The sequence below is a fragment of the Nocardia jinanensis genome, assembly GCF_014645735.1.
GTDB classification, from domain to species: domain Bacteria; phylum Actinomycetota; class Actinomycetes; order Mycobacteriales; family Mycobacteriaceae; genus Nocardia; species Nocardia jinanensis.
Map to the genome: position 1 here is coordinate 52,790 of NZ_BMMH01000018.1, position 19,500 is coordinate 72,289.

Here is a 19,500-nt window from a genome sequence, read left to right on the forward strand (position 1 = left end):
AGGCGATATGGCGCAACGATTGGAAACCCGGGATCAGGTGCGGCGTTACCTGGCCCAGGCATTCGGTCCGGACAGTGGATTCGATGTGTATCCGTGCGAATTCGGGTGGGTGTGCCGGAAGGTGCTCACCGATGCGGAGCAGGCCGCCGACGCCGGCTTCGGCCAGGGCAACTTCGTGGTGAACCGAAGCACCGGAGTGATCACCGCACACGGCAGCCTGCACCCGATGATGGTCGGCGAAATGTACGACGACGATATTCGCGCGGGCGAACCGGTACAGGGCTACCAGGTATATCCGCCGACGTGGGAGATCGCTGTCGACCGGGCCCAGGAGACCGCCGACGAGATCGCGTACCGCGTCCGCGGACGTTCACTGACCGAGCCGCCCGAAGAAGCCCCGGTGGACCACGTACTGACCATCGACAAGCGCACATTCCGGTACCGCACTGATTCCGACGAGATACACGTGACCTGTACGCAGGCCGTCATCTGGGCCGAGGAGCTCTTGCGTCGCGACGGGGCGTGGCCGGCCGCCGGTATCGTGCGCGCCTGAAGCGGCCGCCGCGCTCGGTCCGGGCGGATACGAGCTCGGTAGGCAGAGGGGTCGCGGGGTTATTGCGTCGAATTTGCCGCCGCGCCACTGCCAGTTCAGTCCGATGCGCTGCAATGGAACTGGTGTCGACCGTCAGGGAGGTAGCGGTGAGTGAGCTGGGTCGGACGGTCGCGACCTACCCGGTATGACTCTATATCTGCCGGAGGGACTGCGCTGGCTGGGCTGGATAGCCGGAGCGGAGTGGCCGGACGGTGACGAGGACAGGGCGTGGGATGTCGCCGCGGCCTGGGAGGAAGCGAGCAAGGAGCTCACCGCGCTGCTGGCCAAGATAGACGAGGCCAAACAGACAACCATGAACGCGTATCCGGAGGGTGCGGCCCGCACGGAGATGGGCGCACGGTACGACACCTTCCGCAGCGGCGATCACTCCCTCGAGGCGATCGCGAACATGATGATGACGCAGTACGACTCGACGTTCGATATGGGCACCGAGTTGCAGGCCACCAAGCTCACCATCATCCTGACCCTGTGCTGGCTGGCGATCGAGATCGCCTGGGCCTGGCTCTTCCCGCCCACCGCCCCCGCGGTGGAGGCCGCCGCGATCGTTTCCACCCGCTCGGCGCTCAAGATCATCCAGGACGCGGTGCAGAAGACGATCGCGAATATCGCCGGCCGGTTGGGTGCGTCGACCGCGGTGAAACGACATTTCTGGAAAGAACTCGCAAAAGGCAATCTGGTATGGCCGACCGCGAAGGGCTGGGGTGTGTACGGCGCCCGCGCGGTCGAGGGCGCGGTTGTGCCCATGGCGATCAACGGCAGCATCCAGGCCGGCCAGATCGCCGACGGTAAACGGCACGAATTCAACGGCAAGGAGTTCGGTCTCGGGGCCCTCGGCGGTGCCGCCGGCGCGATCCCGGCGCGTGAATTCGGCCGGTATTTCGGCGAACTCGTCGACCACGCCCTCAGCAAAGTCCCCAACAAACTGGTGTACAACGCCGCCACGGGCACGTTCCGCGGAATGTTCATCGGCGCCACCGCGGATGCCTTCGGCGCCGTCTTCGGCAATCTCGCCACCGCGCTGGCCGCCGGTGGAGACTTCGCGGCCTTCTCCAATGCGCCGGGCTGGGTGGGCAACATCGCTCAAGGCGGCATTGTCGGCGGCGTTCGTGGCGGCGCGGCCTTCAACAGCTATATCCCCAAGACCGCCGACGGATTCACCGATGCGTCGGCGTTCCGATCCGATTACTGGTTCCGGGGTCAGCTGTGGCGCTTCGAGAGATATCAGGGGGACGGTCTGTTCGCGCCGGCGACCACGCCCGCATCGACCACTGGCGGGGGAGATGAGGGCGGTCACGACGGCGGTGGTGGTGATCGCGGCGGTGATGGTGACCGGGATGGGTTCGGTGGTGACCGTGGTGGTCTAGGTGGTGACCGTGGTGGTCTAGGTGGTGATCGTGGTGGGTTCGGTGGTGACCGTGGTGGCTTTGGTGGCGATCGTGGTGGTCTAGGTGGTGATCGTGGTGGGTTCGGTGGTGACCGTGGTGGGTTTGGTGGTGATCGTGGTGGGTTCGGTGGTGACCGTGGTGGGTTCGGTGGTGACCGTGGTGGGTTCGGTGGCGATCGTGGTGGGTTCGGTGGCGATCGTGGTGGGTTCGGTGGTGACCGTGGTGGGTTTGGTGGCGATCGTGGTGGGTTCGGTGGTGACCGTGGTGGGTTCGGTGGCGATCGTGGTGGGTTCGGTGGTGATCGTGGTGGGTTTGGTGGCGATCGTGGTGGTCTAGGTGGTGACCGTGGTGGGTTCGGTGGCGATCGTGGTGGTCTAGGTGGTGACCGTGGTGGCTTCGGTGGCGATCGTGGTGGGTTCGGTGGTGACCGTGGTGGGTTTGGTGGCGATCGTGGTGGTCTAGGTGGTGATCGTGGTGGGTTCGGTGGCGATCGTGGTGGGTTCGGTGGTGACCGTGGTGGGTTCGGTGGTGACCGAGGCGAGGCGCAGTGGAACGGCGGGCAGTACGGTGGCCCGATCGGTGATCAGGGGGGATTTCGGTCCGATTCGAACCATATGCCGCAGAGTTCGTGGTTCTCCTCGGATTCGGATACCTCGTCTGTTGCGGGCGATGCATCGCCCGAAGGAACCTGGACGCCGGGGCAGGGTTCTTTCGTCGACGGCGCCTCGGTACCGGGCGACGACAGCACGATGACGGCGGGTGGCCCGGGACCGGCGCTGCAGGACGGGGGATTCGGCGGTCAGTTCGGTCCGCTGGGGCACAACGACGGTTTCGGGGGGCAGTTCGGAGACAGAGCCGATTCGATGTCGGATATCTACGATGCGCCGCTGTCCGATTCGGAGCCGGGTACCCCGCGGGCGGATTCCCCGATACTGCAGCCCGGCCATCCGCAGCCGTCTACCCAGCCGATTCAACAGCCGCCGCCCCAGTCGCCGCAGTCGAACCCGGTGCCGCCACCGCAGCAGTCCGCCGCGCAGTCTTCGCCCGGGGCCCAGCAGCAGGCATCGCAATCGTCGTCCACCAACCAGCCTCCTCGGCAGCCGCCGGCGGATATCCCGCGGCCGGCGCCCCCGGCGGGTCTGTCGAACGACGGCCGGCTGCAGGAGCAGCAGTGGTTCGGTGATTCGGATTCGGATACCTATTCGCAGTTCGGGCAGCAGTCGTCGACCGACGGTTCGCGGGATCCGATTCCGGAATTCCCGCTGCCGCCGGGGCGGGAATGGGATGAGGAGTCGATATCCGACGGCTCGGTGGATTCGGGGTTGCTCTCGCAGTTCCCGGTCCCGCCGGGAGGGGCTCCGCACGGGCCACCGCATCGAGAGCCGCCACCGCTGATGGCACCGCGTCCGGAGCGCGGGACCGGGTTCATCGGGGGTTCGGAATCCGGCCGGGTCTCGCCGCTGTCCCGACCCGGGTCGCCGCTGTCCCGACCCGTATCGCCACTGTCGGATTCCGACGATTCGGTATCCCTGTCGGACTTCCCGCTCCCTCCGCCTCCGCCGGGTGGTGATGGGGTGCCGCCGGCGCCGTTGCGTCCGCCTCCGCCTCCGCCGGGTGGTGATGGGGTGCCGCCGGCGCCGTTGCGTCCGCCTCCGCCTCCGCCGGGTGGTGATGACGTACCGCTCGGGCCCGTGCGTCCACCAGGGGCTCCGCCGCCGGTGCCGGGGCCGCTGCCACTGTGGCGCCTCCAGGATCTGGAGCGCGGTTCCCGCGAGGCGTACGAGGCGTACCGGGACGCGTACGCGAACCGGGCGAACAACCCGATTCACGACGAACACGGCGAGGGCAAGGATGTGCGCGGTAAACCGCGGCCCCAGCGCTGGCCGATGCGGGTTCCGTACCCGATCCTGGATTTCCAGGGGCCGGATGTGCCCACCGACGGCTGGTTGCCGGACGGTGCCGTGCCGCCGCCCGGCGATCCGGATGGTCCGGATGACCATCCACAGCCACCGCCTGTCATCCATCCGGACGCTGTGGTGGACCCCTCGGCGACCATCGGTCCGGGAGCGGAGATCCGGGCCGGCGCGGTCGTGGGTAAGGACGCCGAGGTGCACGAGGGCGCGATCGTCCATCCCGGGGCACGGGTGCAGGAGGGGGCCGTGGTCGGGAAGGACGCTGTGGTCCACGAGGGCGCCGTTGTCCAGTCCGGGGCCGTGGTGGGCGCGGGGGCCGTGGTGCACGAAGGTGCGGTGATCCTGCCCGGCGCGGTGGTACCGGACGGCACGGTGGTGCAGCCCGGGGAAGTATTCGGCGGCGATCCGGGGAACGAATCCGCGGGCGTGGACGTGCCGTTCACAATGAAGTGAAGCGGCGGAGAGAAGAGAAGGAGATCGAATCATGGTGGATCGTGTAGAGGTCGACCCCGACCAGCTGGAGCGGGCCTCGGTGGTGACCCAGGAACTCTCCGATTCCGTGCAGGGAGTCGGCGATCGGCTCCGCAGCCGGCTCGAAGGGCTCGAGGACGAGTCGAACGGCCAGCCGTGGGGCGATGACACGTTCGGCTCCAAGTTCGTCAACGGCGAGGACAACAACGGTTACGGCACCTCGAAACCGAATCTGCTCGACGGCGTCGACGGGATCTCGGGGACGTTCAATTCCTTCGCCGTCGGGCAGCGTGATGCCGTGAACGAGTTGCGTTCGATGGACGAACAGTTCTGAGGTCCGCGCGAAATGCGGCAGCGCGCCGAATTCTCTTGCGCGCCACTCGGAATTCAGAGTGCTGCGCTGTAATCCAGGGACGTGACTTTGTAGTTGTGTGTGGGCTCACGCCCGGCTGGAAGGACTGAGGTAGCGCCGTGGTGAACGAACGTCTGCAGGAAGATATGGCAACCATGATGGCCGGTCTGAGCCATCAGATGCGCGGTATCGCCGAGGTGCAGAAGAAGCGCTCCTTGCTCACGGCCACCGCCCTGGTCTGCGATAAGCGGATCCAGGTGACCGTCAATGCCGATGGTCTGCTGATCGAGACCAAGTTCGCCGAGGACATCCTGGACCTCACCATGGACGAGATCGCGGAGAACATCACCCTGGCCGTTCAGGAGGCCGCGCGGGAAGTGAACGCCAAGGCGCGTGAACTGATGAATCCTCTTCTGGAGCATCGGGATTCGCTGCCCAAGCTCTCCGAGATGATCAACGGCGCGCCGGATCTCGGCGGCCTGATCCCGCAGCCGACGCCCGCGCCGACGGTGGCGCCGAGTTCCCCCGAATGGCCCGGCCACGCACCGGACGATCCGGACGACGTGGGGCCGCGGTCGGTGGTCGCGGACCGAGACTGACAGACAACGCCGGCCACGGGCTGATTCTCGATCCGACACGGGAACCGATTCGTCACGACCGCGCGTGATACGCGATACGGAAGGTAAATTTCCATGGCACTGCAACCGACGGCTCTGTTCGACCTGACCACACAGGCGAACGAGGGCCATCTGCAGTTCTCGCCGAAGGATGCGATCACCGCGGCACAGGCCGCCGCCGACCTGGTCGACGATATCCGCGGGATGGCGCAGTCCATCGTGGACCTGAAGATCGACATGCTGGATCCGGCGATCTTCGGCGCGCTCGGCTCCAGTAATCAGCTGGCGGGTGTCTATTCGGGGAAGGGCAGTCGCCTCTACGAGATCCTGAACGACCACGCCAAGATCCTGGAGGGCTTCAAAGAGCTCTTCGTGGCGGCCGGTAAGGCCTACACCGATGTCGACCAGTCGTCGGCGGATACGTTGAGCAATATCAAGATTCCCGAGGGCGCGGCGGAATACAAGCCGAGTACCTCCGGCGGGGAGGTCCCGACCGATTCGCTGCCCCCGATCCCGACCGGGATGAAGTACTACGCGGGTAACAAGGATCCGGGCGATATCGTCAGTATCGAGAACAAGGATGCTGTCGGCTGGCGAGAGATGTACGACCACGGCCAGTCCATCAATCCGCAGGCCGTGATGAACCACTCGGCGACCTGGGGATCGTATGCCGGCGATCTGAAGGCGAAGCTGAATTCGCTGGTGGACAAGATCATGCCACTGAGCAATTCGTGGAAAGGCGAGGGTTCCGCGGCGGCTCTGGATGCCATTCGTACCTACCGCAAGGATATTCAGCCGCTGGTCGACGCGCTCGAGCAGGTGCGCGACAGTCTCGCCTACACGGCGACTTGGCTGGCCTTCACCAAGGCGTTCATGCCCAATGATCCCAATCCGCCCAGCGGGTGCTGCGCCGGCAAGATCACCGGATGGTTCCGTGACTTCCTGCAGAAGTACTACCTCGATCCGCTGAAGGAGACGGTGTCGGTCATGCCCGTTCTGGACGGGCCTCTCGTCGCCCCGCCTGCCCCCGGTTCGGGGAGTGGTTCGGGTTCGGGGAGTGGCTCCGGTTCGGGCAGCGGCTCCGGTTCGGGGAGTGGTTCGGGTTCGGGCAGTGGTTCCGGCTCCGGCAGCGGCAGTGGTTCGGGTTCGGGGAGTGGTTCGGGTTCCGGCTCCGGGTCCGGTTCGGGTTCCGGCAGTGGTTCGGGTTCGGGGAGCGGGACCTATCAGGACGGCTACGAGGACGGCTACGCGCAGGGCTTCGCCGACGGGCAGGGCAGTGGTGGCTCCGGCGGTTCCGGTTCCGGTTCCGGCGGTGGATACGGCGGTAGTTCCGGCGGTGGTTCGGGCGGTAGTTCCGGCGGTGGATACGGCGGTAGTTCCGGCGGTGGTTCGGGCGGCAGTGAATCCGGTAACGGTTCCGGTTCCGGCTCGGGGACCGGTGGCGGCGGTCCGGACTTCGGTGGTACTGCCGGTTCCGGCGGTGGGCCGGGCTCGGAGCAGGGCAGTGGTTCCGGCTCGGGGTCGGGCGGCGGCTCGGGCAGCGGCGAAGGCCAGCAGCAGTACGATCAGGGCTACCAGACCGGCTACGAAGAGGGCCTCACCGCGGGCAAGGAACAGCTCGAGAGCATGGCGGGCAATTTGCCCGAAGGTCAGAGCTCCGGTTCCGGGGGTAGTGAGGGCGGCTCCGGCGGCGGGATTCCCAGCAACCAGAGCGGCGGCCAGAGCGGTGGCCAGAGCGGCGGTAAGGGCAGTAGCCAGAGCGGCGGTAAGGGCGGCGGTAAGGGCGGCAGCCAGTCCTCGCCGAGCAATACCCCCGAGACTCCCGATGTCCCCTCGCTGGAAGACTTGCTCAACGGCAACGACAGCGGCTCCACTCAGGGCACTCCCGAAACACCGTCCCTGGAAGATCTGCTGGCCGGCAACAACCCCGAGTCCTCGCTGGAGGACCTGCTCAACGGCAACGAGTCCGGATCGTCGCTGGAGGACCTGCTCAACGGCAACACCGACGGTTCCGGGTCGGGACTCGATTCGTTGCTGGAGGGTCTGTTCGGGGGCAAGATGCCCACGGTCGGCGAACTACTGGAGAACATCCCCGGTGTGGACGCCTCCAACGTTCCGGAGTCGTTCAAGGATCTGCCCCTGTCGAGCATGCTCAGCGATATGTTGGGCGGTGAGGGCGATTCGGCGCAGTCCGGCGACGACAGTCAGAACATCCCACTCGCCGGTGACCCGGACAGGCCGGCCGACGATACGTCGGGCGGAACCGGAGGTTCCTCGTCCCCACTGCAGGGCATCCTCGACAAGCTGGTGGGTTCACTCACCCAGGGCCTGCAGGCATTCACCCAGCTCGGCGGCATGTTCCCGGGGCTCGAGGAACTGCAGCGCATCACCGACCCGGCCCAGCTGGAACAGGGATTGCGGCAGATGCTCGAACCCGCCCTCGGCGGTGGCGCGGGTGGTGGCGTCGGGGCAGGTGGCGGTGGGGGCGTGGGCGGCCCCGAGATTCCGCCCCCCAATCAGCCGGTCGAGGCCCGCTCCCCCCAGTTGTTCCCGCGCGCCTCGCTGCCCGCGGTGGAGTCACAGCAGTTCTCGGCCCTCGGCCAGCAGCAGGGATCGTCGGGATACGGCAGCCCCGGCAGTTCTCCGATGATGGGCGGTGGTGCTCCGGGTTCGGCCGCGCAGGGTGGACAGAACAACGAGTACAAACCGTCGAAGTTCCTGACCTCACGGGCGAATCTGGATGAAGTGTTCGAGGACGGCCCCGACAAGGTCAAGCCGGTGATCGAACCATGAGTGAGAGCTGGGCACTGACCGATCTGGAGTTCAAGGTTCTCTGCGACGAGTACCGGCAGGGGGAGGTGCCGGACCCGTTCACCTTCACCAGCCGCACCCGGATGGCCGACGACTACGCCTTCGAGGTGTCGGAGACGCGCCGGGCGATGCGTACCCGGTTCGGTGGCGAACTGGGCGGGTTCGGCGGCGCGCTGGCCAAACCGGATATCGTCGTCACCCTCCAGGCCTGGGACGATCAGGATTTCGACAACCCGAAGGCGCGCACCCGGGCCTACGCCATCCGGCAACGGGCGCGCGGGTTCGTGGTCACCCAGCGTCCGGGCGAGACCATGGACCACAGCGGCGGGTTCGATATCGTCGGCTGCGATCCACGGGCGCTCGCCGATACGGTGCTCGGCCTGGTCCCCTTCGCGCGGGCCGGACGCCTGCCCGATATGCCGATTCCGGACCCGGCGGTCGTCACCGATCGCGGACACGGGCCGGGGTTGTCGTTCATCTCCGACAATGACGACGACTACAGTTCCGCCTACACCGCGACCTTCCTGAACACACCCGCCACCGGCACCGGCTATGTCCAGGTGACTCAGGGCCGTTCGAAGTTCGGTCCACGCGGCATCGTCGAAATGGGCCTGCTGTGGCGGGATCTGCCGGACGACGGCCGGTACGTGATCCCACTCGGGCAGCCGGAACCGTCGGCGACGGCGATGGGTACCAAGCGGATGATCGAATGGGTCGATGAGCAGGTCGCCGTGGTGGTGGCTCGGCTGGACCGCAATATGGAGACCGAGGAATGACCGCCGGTGACTGATCCGAGTGCCGGAATTCGCTGGGAGCTGACCGATCTGGAGTTCGTGCTGCTGGGCGGGGACAATCGGATCGGCGGGCTGCCCGCACCGTTCACCTTCACCAGCCGGACCCGTTATGCCGACGACTACGAGGCGGAGAAGGCCGCGGTTCGCGCCGAGCTGGCGCTGCGGGCCGGGCCGGAGCTCGACGCGTTCACCGCCACGCTGTCCCGCCCCGATCTCATGGTCGTCGCGCACGCGTGGGACACCCGGGCCCCGGCCGACCCGGGCCGCCGGACCCGTGTGCACGCCGTGCGGCGGGGTGCGCGCGGCTATGTGATCACGCAGCGGCCGGGGGAGACCCTGGCCCACGCGGGTGGTTTCGATATCGCCGACTGCGAGCCGGCCGAACTCGGGCGGACCGTGATCGGGCTGCTGCCCGACGCGGTCGCGGGACGCGACGCCGCGGCGGTGCGCGACGAGCTGGCGGACGCGGGCAACGAGCCCTACGCGGGTGATCACGTCGCGGTGGCCGTGGCGCCCGCCGCCGCGCTGACCGACTGCGGTTTCGTGAAGGTGATCCAGGGCCATCTCGGGTTCCGGGTTCGCGGAATCGTCGAGGTGGGGCTGGCCTGGCGCGATGTTCCCGGCGACGGCCGGTACGCGGTCACGGTGGGAGAACCGGTGGACACCGCGGTCGGGATGGACAGCGCGGCCCAGGCCGATTGGGTGGACGCGCAGATGACGCACATCATGACCAGGTTGTCGGCCTAGCGCGCCGGAAGGGCGCAACCGGGCAAAACCACCTCGCCGACGACCGCGACCCGCGCGGTATCGTCACCGATATTCATAACCGTTTCGACCAGAGGATGTGCTGTGACCGACTTCGAGACGATTCTGCTGGAGCGTAAGGACAGGGTCGGCCTCATCACGCTGAACCGGCCCAAGGCGCTCAACGCGCTCAATGCGCAGGTCCTCGATGATGTGATCGGCGCTCTCGACGCGCTCGAACGCGACGATGAGATCGGCGCGGTGGTGATCACCGGTTCGGACCGGGCCTTCGCTGCCGGGGCGGATATCAAGGAGATGCAGCCGAAGTCCTACATGGACATGTTCATGGACGATTATTTCGCCCGCTGGGAGCGGCTGGCCCAGTTCCGCAAGCCCACCATCGCCGCGGTCGCCGGATACGCACTGGGTGGCGGCTGTGAACTGGCCATGATCTGCGACATCCTGATCGCCGCGGATACCGCCAAGTTCGGTCAGCCGGAGATCAAGCTGGGTGTTATCCCCGGTATCGGCGGCTCGCAGCGGCTGACCCGGGCGGTCGGTAAGGCCAAGGCTATGGATCTGGTGCTCACCGGCCGCAATATGGATGCCGAGGAGGCCGAGCGCGCCGGTCTGGTCGCCCGGATCGTGCCCGCCGCCGAACTGCTGGACACCGCGCTCGAGGTCGGTGCCACCATCGCGTCGATGTCGCTGCCGGTGGCCATGATCGCCAAGGAAGCGGTGAACCGGTCCTTCGAGACCACCCTGGGCGAGGGGCTGCGCTTCGAGCGCCGGGTGTTCCACTCGTTGTTCGCGACCGCGGACCAGTCCGAGGGCATGGCGGCCTTCGTGGACAAGCGGCCCGCGGAGTTCACCAACCGCTGATTTCCTCCGCCCACTGCCCGGGCCGGGATCAAGGCTCGGGCGGGGCGTTCAGGATATCGGTGGGTACGTAGTTGTTCCGGACGGGCTGCGCGGATCCGTTCTGTGCCGTGAGCAGCCCGGCCACTGTCGCGCCGAGCCCGATCGTCACGGCCGCGGCCGCGTACACCTTGCGCCGCCCGACCGTCGGCGGGGCCAGTGGCACCACTTGGCCGCCCGCACGGATATGTGCGGTGCGGATACCGGCGGCGGGACGTTCGGCCGCGAACAGCAGCGCACCGCGTGCCGAGACGTACTCCGGTTCGGAATCACATACCAGCGGCAGGCCGAGCAGGTCGGTCAAGCGGGTGCGCAGGGCCGGATTGCGGGCGCAGCCGCCCAGCAGGGCCACCGCGGCCGGTGCCGCCTCCGTCTGCTCCGCGACCCGGTGCACCAGAGTGGCGGCCGAATGTACCGCGTCCGCGCAGAGCTCGGCCAGATCGCTGCGGGTGATGACCGCGCGTTCGGCGGTATCGGGATCGGCCGCCGTCACCACGCGGGCACTGCTGAGTGCTTCCCGGTACCGCCGGGCCGCCGCCTCGTCGGTGAAGACGCCGGCTCCGTCGAGCCAGTCGCACAGTAGTTCGTTGTAGCCGTCGCCGCCCAGACCCGGGCAGTGGGTTCCGGCCAGCACCGTATCGGTCCGGCAGTCGATCTGGGTGAGGGTCAGCCCGGAGGAGCCCAGGTCGAACAGGGATACGACCCCGGTTGCCGGCAGTTTCTCGGTGAATCTGAGGTATCGCAACTGGGCGAGCGGTTCGTCCACCAGAGTCACCCGGCCGGTACCGAGAGCATCGCCCACGACGTCGGCCTGCTCTCTGTTCTGGCAGGTCACCGCGGTTCCGGTGATGTACTCGTCGCGCCGGTGCGCGGCGTTGTGCATACGGCGGATCGCGATGAGGACCGGATCGGCCACCGAGGTGCGCGCCGGGCGCGGAATATGGCAGCGATCGATCGGCGGCAGGTGTGGTTGATCCGAATGGGTGAGTACCGCACGCGCACCTGAGGCGCCTACTGATACCCCGAGAACCAGCACCATAAACATATGGTGCGCCGCGGGTCGGTCGTTGCCAAGCTGAACCACCGATAAATTTGCTGAACGGGTGCCTGCGCGTGATGTGTTCGCCCACTGCCGCGGCCCTGTACGCCCGGTATGCCCCGATCCGGATGGCCCGGCCGGCTTCCGGTCAGGGTTCGGCCCAGCGGGCCGGTTCCTCGCCGGTATCGAAGTCTCCCGCGGTGTGCCGGAACTCGGCCAGCAACTGCAAGAGCGTCCGCAGCCGCTCGGGTGGCAGCTCCGGCCGGGCGAATACGCGTTCGTTCAGGTAGCCGGTCGCCTCGGCGACGAGAGTTCTTCCGGCATCGGTGATCTCGATGAGCGTGGCACGTCGGTCGTTGGGGTGCGGTACACGGTTCACCAGCCCCGCCGCCTCCAGCCGGTCCACCGAATTGGTGACACTGGTCGGATGCACCTGGAGCCGGGCGCTGGCCACCGCCATCGGCAGCGCGCCCGTGGCGCTGAAGTTCAGCAATTGCAGCAGTTCGTAGCGCGAGAAGGTCAGCCCGGTCGGCCGCAGGGCTTCGTCGACGCGCGCCATGACGATCTGCTGGGCGCGGACCAGCGAGGTCACCGCGGCCATCCCGTCGGCGACCGCGCCCCATCCGTGGCCGACCCATTGGCGGTGGGCCTCCTGGATCGGATCGACAGGCAGCGGGGGGCGAGACATGTATTCGATCATTGCACGACGCCCCACCCGCGAGCCGTGTCGCGGCCGCCCGCCGGTGGTGGGTGTCACCCGGTACACACCACCACGCCGCCGCCCGGCCGCTCGCTGTCACCGGTTGTGATCCCACTGAGCCCAACTATGGGCTGTGGGGCGACGGCGGGACATGATCATCGAGTCACGCGGGCGTGGCTGAGTGGTTCAGGCAACGGTCTGCAAAGCCGTTTACGCGGGTTCAATTCCCGCCGCTCGCTCTGTGGGCCCGCCGGGCCGGAGTCCTCGCGACTCCGGCCCGGCGGCGTCATTTCTGTCGCCGTGTATCAGGTCAGCCCCGAGAAGTCGCGCAGCGCGACATGATTGCGGTCGGCGAAAGTCCCCAGTGTGTATTCAGGAAGCAGGCCGAAGTATTCACCACGGGTCAGCGTGCTCCAGCGCCGCGATTCCGGCGTGCGAGTCTTGTAGAAATTGACCGCGTAGCCGCCCTCGTAGATCCGCAGCAGGCTGTATCCGCCGGGATATTCCTTGATCGCACCGACTTCCAGGAATTCGACCGCGCACGCGGTATCGGGCCGGGTCCGGCGGGTGCGGTGGGTGTGGCCGCTGTGCTGCAGGAAGACGCCCGGCGCACCCTCGTACAGCCGCTGCAGCCGCAGCGCGGCGTCGCGGTCCAGGACGAACCCCGGACCGGCGGTATTGGTCAGCCCGGCTTCCACTGTCACCGGATGGTGTCCGAAAACCACGGTGGGACGGTCCGGTTCGGACCGCAGCATTTCGGTGACCCGGTCGAATTGCGCGGCGTCGAGCACGCCACCGGCTCCGTCGAGCGCGCTGGTGTCCAGGCCGAGTACCCGCAGACCGCCGAGTTCGTGTTCGATAACCTGTTGCCGCGGCCCGAAAACCTCACTCCAGCAATCGCGGTGATCCGGCGCACCGGGTACGGCGGGGCAGTCCGCGTATTCCGCACCGGTGTGCGGTCGGTCGTGGTTACCGCGGACGGCGAGATAGTCCTGCCCCTCGGCGCCCCACCGATCCAGCCGGGCGCGGACAGCGCGCAGATCCGCGGGTTGCGCTTCCGCCGTCAGATCACCGGCGAGTAGCAGTAGTTCCGCACCACGATCGGGGCGGCGCAGATCGCCGAGCACGGCGTCGAACATGACCTCCGGATAGGGCGGCTGACCCGGTTCCTGACGAAACCCGGGCGGTAGGTCGCCGGCCACCAGGCCACTGACGGTTTCCCCGTAATGGACATCGTTGGCGAGCGCCAGGGTCCGCAGCAGCCGTCCCGGCGGCGGGACCAGGGTGGTGAACGATGCGGTGGTTTCCGGTGTGCCCGGCAGCCCAGTGGCGACAGAAGCCGCCGGTATCGCGCGCACCCCGGACGACCTGGCTTCGAACCGGTAGGGCCGGCCCGGTTCGAGGCCGTCGATCTGGGCGTAGTGGAAGGGGGTGGCGCCGCTGGAGGCCCACACCGGGCGTAGCGGGCTCCTGCTGTCGGCCGGGCCGAGCAGGACCTCACCGTGGGTGTCCACCGGGACCGCGCTGCCGGGGTCCCGGCTGGTCCAGGTGAGCACTGCGGAGGTATCGGTGACCGTGACGACTTCCAGGTCGGTCGCCCGCACCGGGCCGGGCGACGCCGTCGCCCGGCCCGCACCGGAGAATCCGGCGGCGGGTAGCAGTGCCGCGAGGCCGAGCGCGCCGAGTACGGTGCGCCGCGTCGGCCCGCAGCAGCTCATCGTCGCTCGCCTTCGCTCACTTCGCTTCGCCACCCGACGAGCAGACCCGCCATTCGCCGTCCTCTTTCACCAGGTTCTCTTCGGAGCTGTCGTCCATCTGCTCGTCTTCGCCGCCGCCGGGTGCCGACAGGCTGAATTTGCCCTTGATCTCCGCCTCGGCGCGGTCGCCGGTTACGACGATATTGTCGACCGAATCGATCTCGACCTTGAATCCGAGCTTCTCGGCCTCGGATTTCTCCGCATCCGACATCGCGTCGAATTCGTCGCGATCGGCTTTACAGGCGAGATGGGTGGCGGCCGCGAAACCGTCGTCGCTGAGCGTGCCGTAGAACTCGCGCAGCGAGGCCTCGATCTGCTGCTCGTCGGAGGACAGCGGTGTGCGTCCCTGCAGGGTCAGCACCACCACGGCGGCGATGGCGGCGACGACCACGAGTACGGCTACTACCGCGCCCACGATGAGGCCGGTCCGCCGCTTGCCGGGCGGGCGGCCTGTCGGCTGGGGGTGGCCGGGCGGGGTGCCGTCGGGCGGCTGCGGGCCGGTCGGGGGCGGGCCTGCCGGTGGCTGAGTCAAAACGTTCTCCGTTCCCGGGGGATTTTCCCGAACACTACGACACGCCCCGCGTGGAGGTCCGATTCGGCGGGGCGCCTGTCCCATTGCCGGTAGTGGCCGAGTGCTCCGCGCGCGCAACAGCGTCGGCGCTCATACACTCCTTCCGGCGGGACCCGGAGAATACGTGGAGGTATGTGTCATGGTCGGTCGTGGTGTCCACCTGTGCGGCAGTGTGCCGCTCTCCGACGCCGCGGCGGTCTTCGCGCAGGTAGCCACCCGTTTGGGTGGGCACATCACCCGGATCCCCGATGGTGAGACCGGAGATCGCGACAACGGGGTGGTGTGGCAGCTGCCCAGATTGCGGGCACATCCCAGCCTGGTCACCGTGCCGCCACCGAGCCCGGAATACGGGCCGAGCCAACGAGTGCGGCCGGCTCCCGGGATCGAGCCGGGGGCCATCGATTTCGGTTCGCTGGGTTACGCGCAGGCGGCGCGACAATCGTGGCGGGTGTTCGAACAACTCCGCGAGCAGGGCCTGATCCGGCCGGGGGTTCGGTTCCAGGTCGGTCTGCCGACTCCGATCGCGGTGGTCGGCGCGTTCGTCGCCGGCCCGCAGGCGGAACTGGAAACCCGCTACGAGGCCGCGATCCTGGCCGAACTGGATCAGATCACCTCGGCGATTCCGCACGAGGATCTGGCGATCCAATGGGACGCCGCCGTCGAATTCGCTCTGTTCGAGGGTGTTTTCCCGTGCTGGTTCGGCGACGACTATCCCGCCCGGCTGGGTGGTGTGATCGAGCGGTTGTCCCGCCTCGGTGATTCGGTTCCCGCTGGGGTGGAGCTGGGTTACCACCTCTGCTACGGCGATTTCGGTCATCAGCATTTCGTCGAACCGGCCGATACCTCGAAACTGGTCGATGTGGCCTCCGGTGTGGCCGTCGCGCTGACCCGCCCGCTGAACTGGGTCCATCTGCCCGTCCCCAAGGGGCGCACGGACGCCGCGTATTTCGCCCCGCTCACCGGCCTCGCGACTGTCCCGGAGACCGATCTCTACCTGGGTCTCGTGCACGTCTCCGACGGGTTCGAAGGCGCCCGTCGGAGAATCAAGGCCGCGGCCGCGTTCGTGCCCGAGTTCGGTATCGCCACCGAATGCGGTTTCGGCCGCCGTCCGGCCGCCCAGATCCCGGACCTGCTGGACTTGCACGCGCGTTTGGCGAATTCATTGGATTGACGGTCGGCTCGTAGCCGGCCGTGGCCGCCCGGACAACCAGAAAGTTCGATCACTATGCCGGTACCACCGCCCGGCGCCGATACCGAGAAGTTCGCTGTCACCATCGCGCCGCCGCTCTCGTATCAGCATCGGGAAGCCTTCCGCGAGGTTGCCGAGACAGTGCATTACGCGCTGTGCCGCGCCGGCTTCGACAGCGTGCTCTCCGACGATATCGGGATACCGGGCCGCAGACATATCGTCTTCGGAAGCAATACGCTCCACTGGTGGGGCATACAGGTCCCCGACGACGCGGTTCTTTTCAATCTGGAGCAGGTCGCACCGGGATCGGAGTGGATCACCGACGAATTGCTGGCGCTCTTCCGCCGCCACACCGTATGGGACTACAGCCTTCGTAATATCGCCGCTCTTCGCGAGCTGGGTATCGAGGGCGTCCATCATGTGCCGATCGGCCATGTTCCCGAACTGGAGCGGATCCCACCCGCGCCGGAACGGGATATCGATGTCCTCGTGGTCGGATCGCTCAACGAGCACAGACTGGCGCCGATCGAGCGCCTGCGCCGGCTCGGGATCAATGCCCAGGCTCATGTCGGACTGTACGGTCCCGCGCGGGACGCGATGTACGCCCGCGCCGAGATCGTGCTGAATACGCACTACTACCCCGCCGGGGTCTTCGAAATCGTGCGTGTCTCCTATCTCCTGGCCAACGGTATTTTCGTCATCTCCGAAAACTGTGCCGATATCGACGAGTCGTCCGAGTTCGCCGCGGCAGTCGTCTTCGACGACTACGAGAATCTGGTCTCCACCTGCCTGCGCTACCTGTCCACCCCCACACAGCGTGCGGCACGGATCGAAGTGGGCCGTGAGATCATGCGGAGCCGATCGGCGACCGAGTACACAGCCGCCGCGGTGGCAGCGCTGCCTCCGTCCGGAGAACTCGGCATACCGATCCGCCCGGCCTCGTCACCCGGTTCTTCCGGGGTGGGACACAGCTTGTGACACGACAGCCCAGGGGCGCACACCCGTGGCAGGGAGTATCCCGCCGGTGACACGGTGTCGGGATCGATCAGGAATCGAGAAGCCCAGGTAGGGAAGCCGGGCTAGCGTCTAACCGGTCACGTGGCCGAGGGCTGCGCACCGATGAGGATCGCTATCCGGACGACCGACTGGAGGTAGACAGATGGCACGGAGTGAGGAGCAGGGAGATTCCGGCACACACGAGGGCGGGCCGCTGCGGCGGCTGTCCCTGTGGTTCCAGCGGAAGATGAACACCCGCACCACCGCCCGGATCCGCCGTAAGGGCGGCAGATACCTGGGTATGGACATGTTGATCCTGCACACCACCGGCCGCCGCAGCGGGCAGCCGCGCGAAACTCCGATCACCTGGTTCGCCGACGGCGCGGACACCTGGCTGGTGGTCGCGTCCGGCGGCGGCGACCGCGACCCGGACTGGTACACCAATCTGGTCGCGAACCCGGACGGCGCCGCGGTGGAACTGCACGGACACGCCGCCGTACCGGTGACGCCCCAGCTCCTGGACGGGGACGCTCGCGTCCAGGCTTGGCAGCGCATCACGGCCGCTCAGCCCCGCTACGACAAGTACCAGCGCAGATCCGATCGCGAATACCCGGTGGTCCGGCTGTCCCCGCGCTGACGAGTCGGCTCGGGATGTAAGGGTCTAGGCCCTTGCGAAGGCTCCCGATCGTTGGTGGCCGGGAGCACTTCGCGTTTCCACTACGGGATTGTGGCTGCAGCTCCCGGCGGTGCCCGAAAGGAGCCGACCAGTGCTTTTCTACCGCGCCCGGAACCCCTCGAACGATGGGCGGGAATTTTCCGTCTCGGGAAGGGGCCGGGTGGCGGTGGTGGTGTCATATCGGCTCTGGGCCCCACACATCAGGTGAGCCGAACGCGGACGGTCCGCATTCGCAGCAGACCGAGGCCGGTCCGGTGGTTTCACAGTTGTCTCGGCTGACCGAATGCGCCCCGATCGATCAGGACATCGGCGGTGACCAGGTCTGCGAGGACGGTGACCGCGTGCCAGTGCGTACCCGCCCGTGCATCCGCCACGAGATGCGGGACCACGACCACCTCGGCGTCGTGCTCCAGGAGATGCTGGACCCGCGATGATCACCGCGAGCTTCGACGTCGTATCGACGACCACCGTGCACACCACGTCGAGGTGGTACCGCCGCACCAGCCGCTCGATATCCCCGGGATCGGCATCGAACCGTCGCAGCACGAGCGCGCGCCGGCTACCACCGGGCACGGTCGAGCTCCTTGTAGCCCGCCGCCCGCAACCGCGCGACCACACAATCGAATTCGGCGCGCAGCCGGGCGAAATCGTCCCCGGACGGTTCCCGGGGCGGGCCCGGCAGGGCCCGGATCCCCGCCGCGACCCGCCGCAGGGTCTCGATATCGGTGCGGTATTCGTCGTGCAGAAGTCGCATGGTCCCGGCCATGGCCAGATTTGTCGGTGGGCGGCCGGAAGTGCGTCGCTCGTGCATGTTTCTCCCCGGTGAGTTGTGGTGGCAGGCACCCGGCGCCGGGGAGGGCGAGGAACGAGAATTCTCGACGGTGGTGGAAAGCCGTTCGACCCGGCGCCGGGGCCGGGACAGAGCCTCTCAACTCGAATGCGCTGTGTCTGTGTCCATTCCGGCCCGGACCGGTCCGAAGGAGCACAAGCGAATGCTCGGGATCGTCAGTACTCCAGGCGGACCGCATCGGCGAGCTCGCGCATTTCGGGCGTGAGTGTCCGGCGGTGCCGCACAATCGAGCCGAGGATGTCGCGGGCGTAGCGTTGCTGCGGCAGCCACTCCGGGGCGAGACCGCGTACATCTTGGAGGGTGGCCACCGCTTCGCCGTAATCGCGGAGCGCGACATGAGCATTCGCCACGTCCAGCCGGTGCCGCAGCCGTGGCGCGGCGGTCTGCGACGGTACGGCTGCCGCCGGTATGGCGTCCGCGATGGCGAGTACCCGGTCGGGCCGGCCGGTGATGACGGCGCATTCACCTGCTATCTGGGCGACGGTGACCGGTCCGTACGGCCGGTGTGGCGCCGGGTCGTAGGACATCTCCCGGCCGATCCGATCTGCTGCGGATTTCGCCAGCGAGAGAGCGTCCTCGGTGACTCCTGGACTGTTGTCGCGCACCCCGACATTCGCGACGTACAACCACAAACGGCCCCACAGCGCGAGCTGTATCGGTGTCGCCCGGGAGAACCGGGGCTCGATATCGTCGGCCCACCGCTGCGCGAGATCGGCCGCCGTCTGGAGCTGTCCCTGGCGGAGATGACTCCACACGAGGGCGTTCACGGGCGCGGCGGCGGTCCAGCGGTCGGGGGCTTCGTCGATGGCCCGGGCCAATGCGTCGGCGGCACTGTCGAACTGGCGATTCTGGACGAGCAGCCATCCGGTCACCACCGACTCTGTCGGCCCGGTCGCTACCGACAGGGCGACGGCGCTCGCGTGGCCACCGCAGCGAAGAGCATGGAGTACGAGCAATCCGGCATCGGCCGATACCCGAGGTTCCATTCGTCAACCTTAGGTTGACGATTCCGGTATCGTCAACTATTAGTTGACGATATTCGAACAGCGGCCGACACCCAGGAGCAGTAGTGGTCGATTACGAGAACGCGGCGCGACACCCCGG

General features: G+C 67.4%; 18 protein-coding genes and 1 tRNA gene. 13 read left to right on the forward strand and 6 right to left on the reverse strand.

The window, feature by feature from the left end:
* Nucleotides 1–7: 7 nt before the first annotated feature.
* From IEY68_RS28775 to IEY68_RS28810, 8 genes are all read left to right on the forward strand, one after another.
* Complete coding sequence (locus tag IEY68_RS28775) at nucleotides 8–553, forward strand: hypothetical protein (RefSeq protein ID WP_058852962.1); 546 nt, start codon at nucleotides 8–10, stop codon at nucleotides 551–553.
* A gap of 184 nt (nucleotides 554–737) precedes the next feature.
* Complete coding sequence (locus IEY68_RS28780) at nucleotides 738–4,364, forward strand: WXG100-like domain-containing protein (protein ID WP_189094541.1); 3,627 nt, start codon at nucleotides 738–740, stop codon at nucleotides 4,362–4,364.
* Between the two features lie 31 nt (nucleotides 4,365–4,395).
* Nucleotides 4,396–4,716, forward strand: coding sequence for a hypothetical protein (locus IEY68_RS28785; RefSeq protein ID WP_058854903.1), 321 nt, complete (start codon nucleotides 4,396–4,398; stop codon nucleotides 4,714–4,716).
* Between the two features lie 137 nt (nucleotides 4,717–4,853).
* The gene (locus IEY68_RS28790) at nucleotides 4,854–5,333 is read left to right on the forward strand and encodes a YbaB/EbfC family nucleoid-associated protein (RefSeq protein ID WP_058854902.1); all 480 of its coding nucleotides are present in this window, start codon (nucleotides 4,854–4,856) and stop codon (nucleotides 5,331–5,333) included.
* Nucleotides 5,334–5,426: 93 nt separating this feature from the next.
* Complete coding sequence (locus IEY68_RS28795) at nucleotides 5,427–8,144, forward strand: WXG100 family type VII secretion target (protein WP_058854901.1); 2,718 nt, start codon at nucleotides 5,427–5,429, stop codon at nucleotides 8,142–8,144.
* Nucleotides 8,141–8,938 carry an ESX secretion-associated protein EspG gene (locus tag IEY68_RS28800; protein WP_058854900.1) on the forward strand — a complete coding sequence of 266 codons (798 nt, stop codon included), beginning with the start codon at nucleotides 8,141–8,143 and terminating at the stop codon, nucleotides 8,936–8,938. The genes IEY68_RS28795 and IEY68_RS28800 overlap by 4 nt, the downstream gene beginning before the upstream one ends.
* A 6-nt stretch (nucleotides 8,939–8,944) precedes the next feature.
* Entirely contained in the window at nucleotides 8,945–9,703 is a 759-nt protein-coding gene (locus tag IEY68_RS28805; RefSeq protein WP_058854899.1) for an ESX secretion-associated protein EspG, read from the forward strand.
* A gap of 102 nt (nucleotides 9,704–9,805) precedes the next feature.
* Nucleotides 9,806–10,582 (forward strand): enoyl-CoA hydratase, encoded by a 777-nt coding sequence (locus IEY68_RS28810; protein ID WP_058854898.1) that lies wholly within the window; start codon nucleotides 9,806–9,808, stop codon nucleotides 10,580–10,582.
* Nucleotides 10,583–10,610: 28 nt separating this feature from the next.
* Here the strand turns inward: IEY68_RS28810 and IEY68_RS28815 are convergent, their stop codons facing one another.
* Both IEY68_RS28815 and IEY68_RS28820 read right to left on the reverse strand, forming a co-directional pair.
* A complete protein-coding gene (locus IEY68_RS28815; RefSeq protein WP_058854897.1) occupies nucleotides 10,611–11,657 on the reverse strand; it encodes an Hsp70 family protein in 1,047 nt (348 codons plus the stop codon).
* 148 nt (nucleotides 11,658–11,805) lie between these two features.
* The gene (locus tag IEY68_RS28820) at nucleotides 11,806–12,345 is read right to left on the reverse strand and encodes a MarR family winged helix-turn-helix transcriptional regulator (protein WP_058854914.1); all 540 of its coding nucleotides are present in this window, start codon (nucleotides 12,343–12,345) and stop codon (nucleotides 11,806–11,808) included.
* A 179-nt stretch (nucleotides 12,346–12,524) separates the two neighbouring features.
* On the opposite strand from IEY68_RS28820, the gene IEY68_RS28825 reads away from it, so the two are divergent.
* Nucleotides 12,525–12,596 (forward strand) — tRNA-Cys (locus IEY68_RS28825).
* Between the two features lie 66 nt (nucleotides 12,597–12,662).
* Here IEY68_RS28825 and IEY68_RS28830 read toward each other — a convergent pair.
* Together IEY68_RS28830 and IEY68_RS28835 are read right to left on the reverse strand one after the other, a co-directional pair.
* Nucleotides 12,663–14,075, reverse strand: coding sequence for a metallophosphoesterase (locus IEY68_RS28830; protein WP_063000224.1), 1,413 nt, complete (start codon nucleotides 14,073–14,075; stop codon nucleotides 12,663–12,665).
* A gap of 16 nt (nucleotides 14,076–14,091) precedes the next feature.
* Entirely contained in the window at nucleotides 14,092–14,646 is a 555-nt protein-coding gene (locus IEY68_RS28835) for an Rv0361 family membrane protein (protein WP_082681348.1), read from the reverse strand.
* Nucleotides 14,647–14,824: 178 nt separating this feature from the next.
* Between IEY68_RS28835 and IEY68_RS28840 the strand changes: the two genes are divergently transcribed.
* From IEY68_RS28840 to IEY68_RS28855, 4 genes are all read left to right on the forward strand, one after another.
* On the forward strand, nucleotides 14,825–15,856 hold the full coding sequence (locus IEY68_RS28840) for a hypothetical protein (protein WP_058854913.1): 1,032 nt from the start codon (nucleotides 14,825–14,827) through the stop codon (nucleotides 15,854–15,856).
* Nucleotides 15,857–15,910: 54 nt separating this feature from the next.
* Nucleotides 15,911–16,852 carry a CgeB family protein gene (locus IEY68_RS28845; RefSeq protein ID WP_058854895.1) on the forward strand — a complete coding sequence of 314 codons (942 nt, stop codon included), beginning with the start codon at nucleotides 15,911–15,913 and terminating at the stop codon, nucleotides 16,850–16,852.
* Nucleotides 16,853–17,117: 265 nt separating this feature from the next.
* Entirely contained in the window at nucleotides 17,118–17,507 is a 390-nt protein-coding gene (locus IEY68_RS28850; RefSeq protein ID WP_082681351.1) for a nitroreductase family deazaflavin-dependent oxidoreductase, read from the forward strand.
* A gap of 293 nt (nucleotides 17,508–17,800) precedes the next feature.
* A complete protein-coding gene (locus IEY68_RS28855; protein WP_156426179.1) occupies nucleotides 17,801–17,980 on the forward strand; it encodes a hypothetical protein in 180 nt (59 codons plus the stop codon).
* 125 nt (nucleotides 17,981–18,105) lie between these two features.
* Here IEY68_RS28855 and IEY68_RS28860 read toward each other — a convergent pair whose 3' ends face one another.
* Nucleotides 18,106–18,357, reverse strand: coding sequence for a hypothetical protein (locus IEY68_RS28860; RefSeq protein WP_156426178.1), 252 nt, complete (start codon nucleotides 18,355–18,357; stop codon nucleotides 18,106–18,108).
* A gap of 194 nt (nucleotides 18,358–18,551) precedes the next feature.
* Nucleotides 18,552–19,382: a transcriptional regulator gene (locus IEY68_RS28865; RefSeq protein ID WP_189094542.1), complete on the reverse strand. Its 831-nt coding sequence runs from the start codon at nucleotides 19,380–19,382 to the stop codon at nucleotides 18,552–18,554.
* Nucleotides 19,383–19,500: the final 118 nt, after the last annotated feature.

Excerpts from the sequence above, each read along its gene's own strand:
- IEY68_RS28795 (WP_058854901.1), top strand. The coding sequence starts at position 5,427 with ATGGCACTGCAACCGACGGCTCTGTTCGACCTGACCACACAGGCGAAC.
- IEY68_RS28775 (WP_058852962.1), top strand. The coding sequence starts at position 8 with ATGGCGCAACGATTGGAAACCCGGGATCAGGTGCGGCGTTACCTGGCC.
- IEY68_RS28850 (WP_082681351.1), top strand. The coding sequence starts at position 17,118 with ATGAACACCCGCACCACCGCCCGGATCCGCCGTAAGGGCGGCAGATAC.
- IEY68_RS28830 (WP_063000224.1), bottom strand. The coding sequence starts at position 14,075 with ATGAGCTGCTGCGGGCCGACGCGGCGCACCGTACTCGGCGCGCTCGGC.
- IEY68_RS28785 (WP_058854903.1), top strand. The coding sequence starts at position 4,396 with ATGGTGGATCGTGTAGAGGTCGACCCCGACCAGCTGGAGCGGGCCTCG.
- IEY68_RS28840 (WP_058854913.1), top strand. The coding sequence starts at position 14,825 with ATGGTCGGTCGTGGTGTCCACCTGTGCGGCAGTGTGCCGCTCTCCGAC.
- IEY68_RS28780 (WP_189094541.1), top strand. The coding sequence starts at position 738 with ATGACTCTATATCTGCCGGAGGGACTGCGCTGGCTGGGCTGGATAGCC.
- IEY68_RS28820 (WP_058854914.1), bottom strand. The coding sequence starts at position 12,345 with ATGTCTCGCCCCCCGCTGCCTGTCGATCCGATCCAGGAGGCCCACCGC.
- IEY68_RS28815 (WP_058854897.1), bottom strand. The coding sequence starts at position 11,657 with ATGGTGCTGGTTCTCGGGGTATCAGTAGGCGCCTCAGGTGCGCGTGCG.
- IEY68_RS28845 (WP_058854895.1), top strand. The coding sequence starts at position 15,911 with ATGCCGGTACCACCGCCCGGCGCCGATACCGAGAAGTTCGCTGTCACC.
- IEY68_RS28865 (WP_189094542.1), bottom strand. The coding sequence starts at position 19,382 with ATGGAACCTCGGGTATCGGCCGATGCCGGATTGCTCGTACTCCATGCT.
- IEY68_RS28860 (WP_156426178.1), bottom strand. The coding sequence starts at position 18,357 with ATGCACGAGCGACGCACTTCCGGCCGCCCACCGACAAATCTGGCCATG.
- IEY68_RS28800 (WP_058854900.1), top strand. The coding sequence starts at position 8,141 with ATGAGTGAGAGCTGGGCACTGACCGATCTGGAGTTCAAGGTTCTCTGC.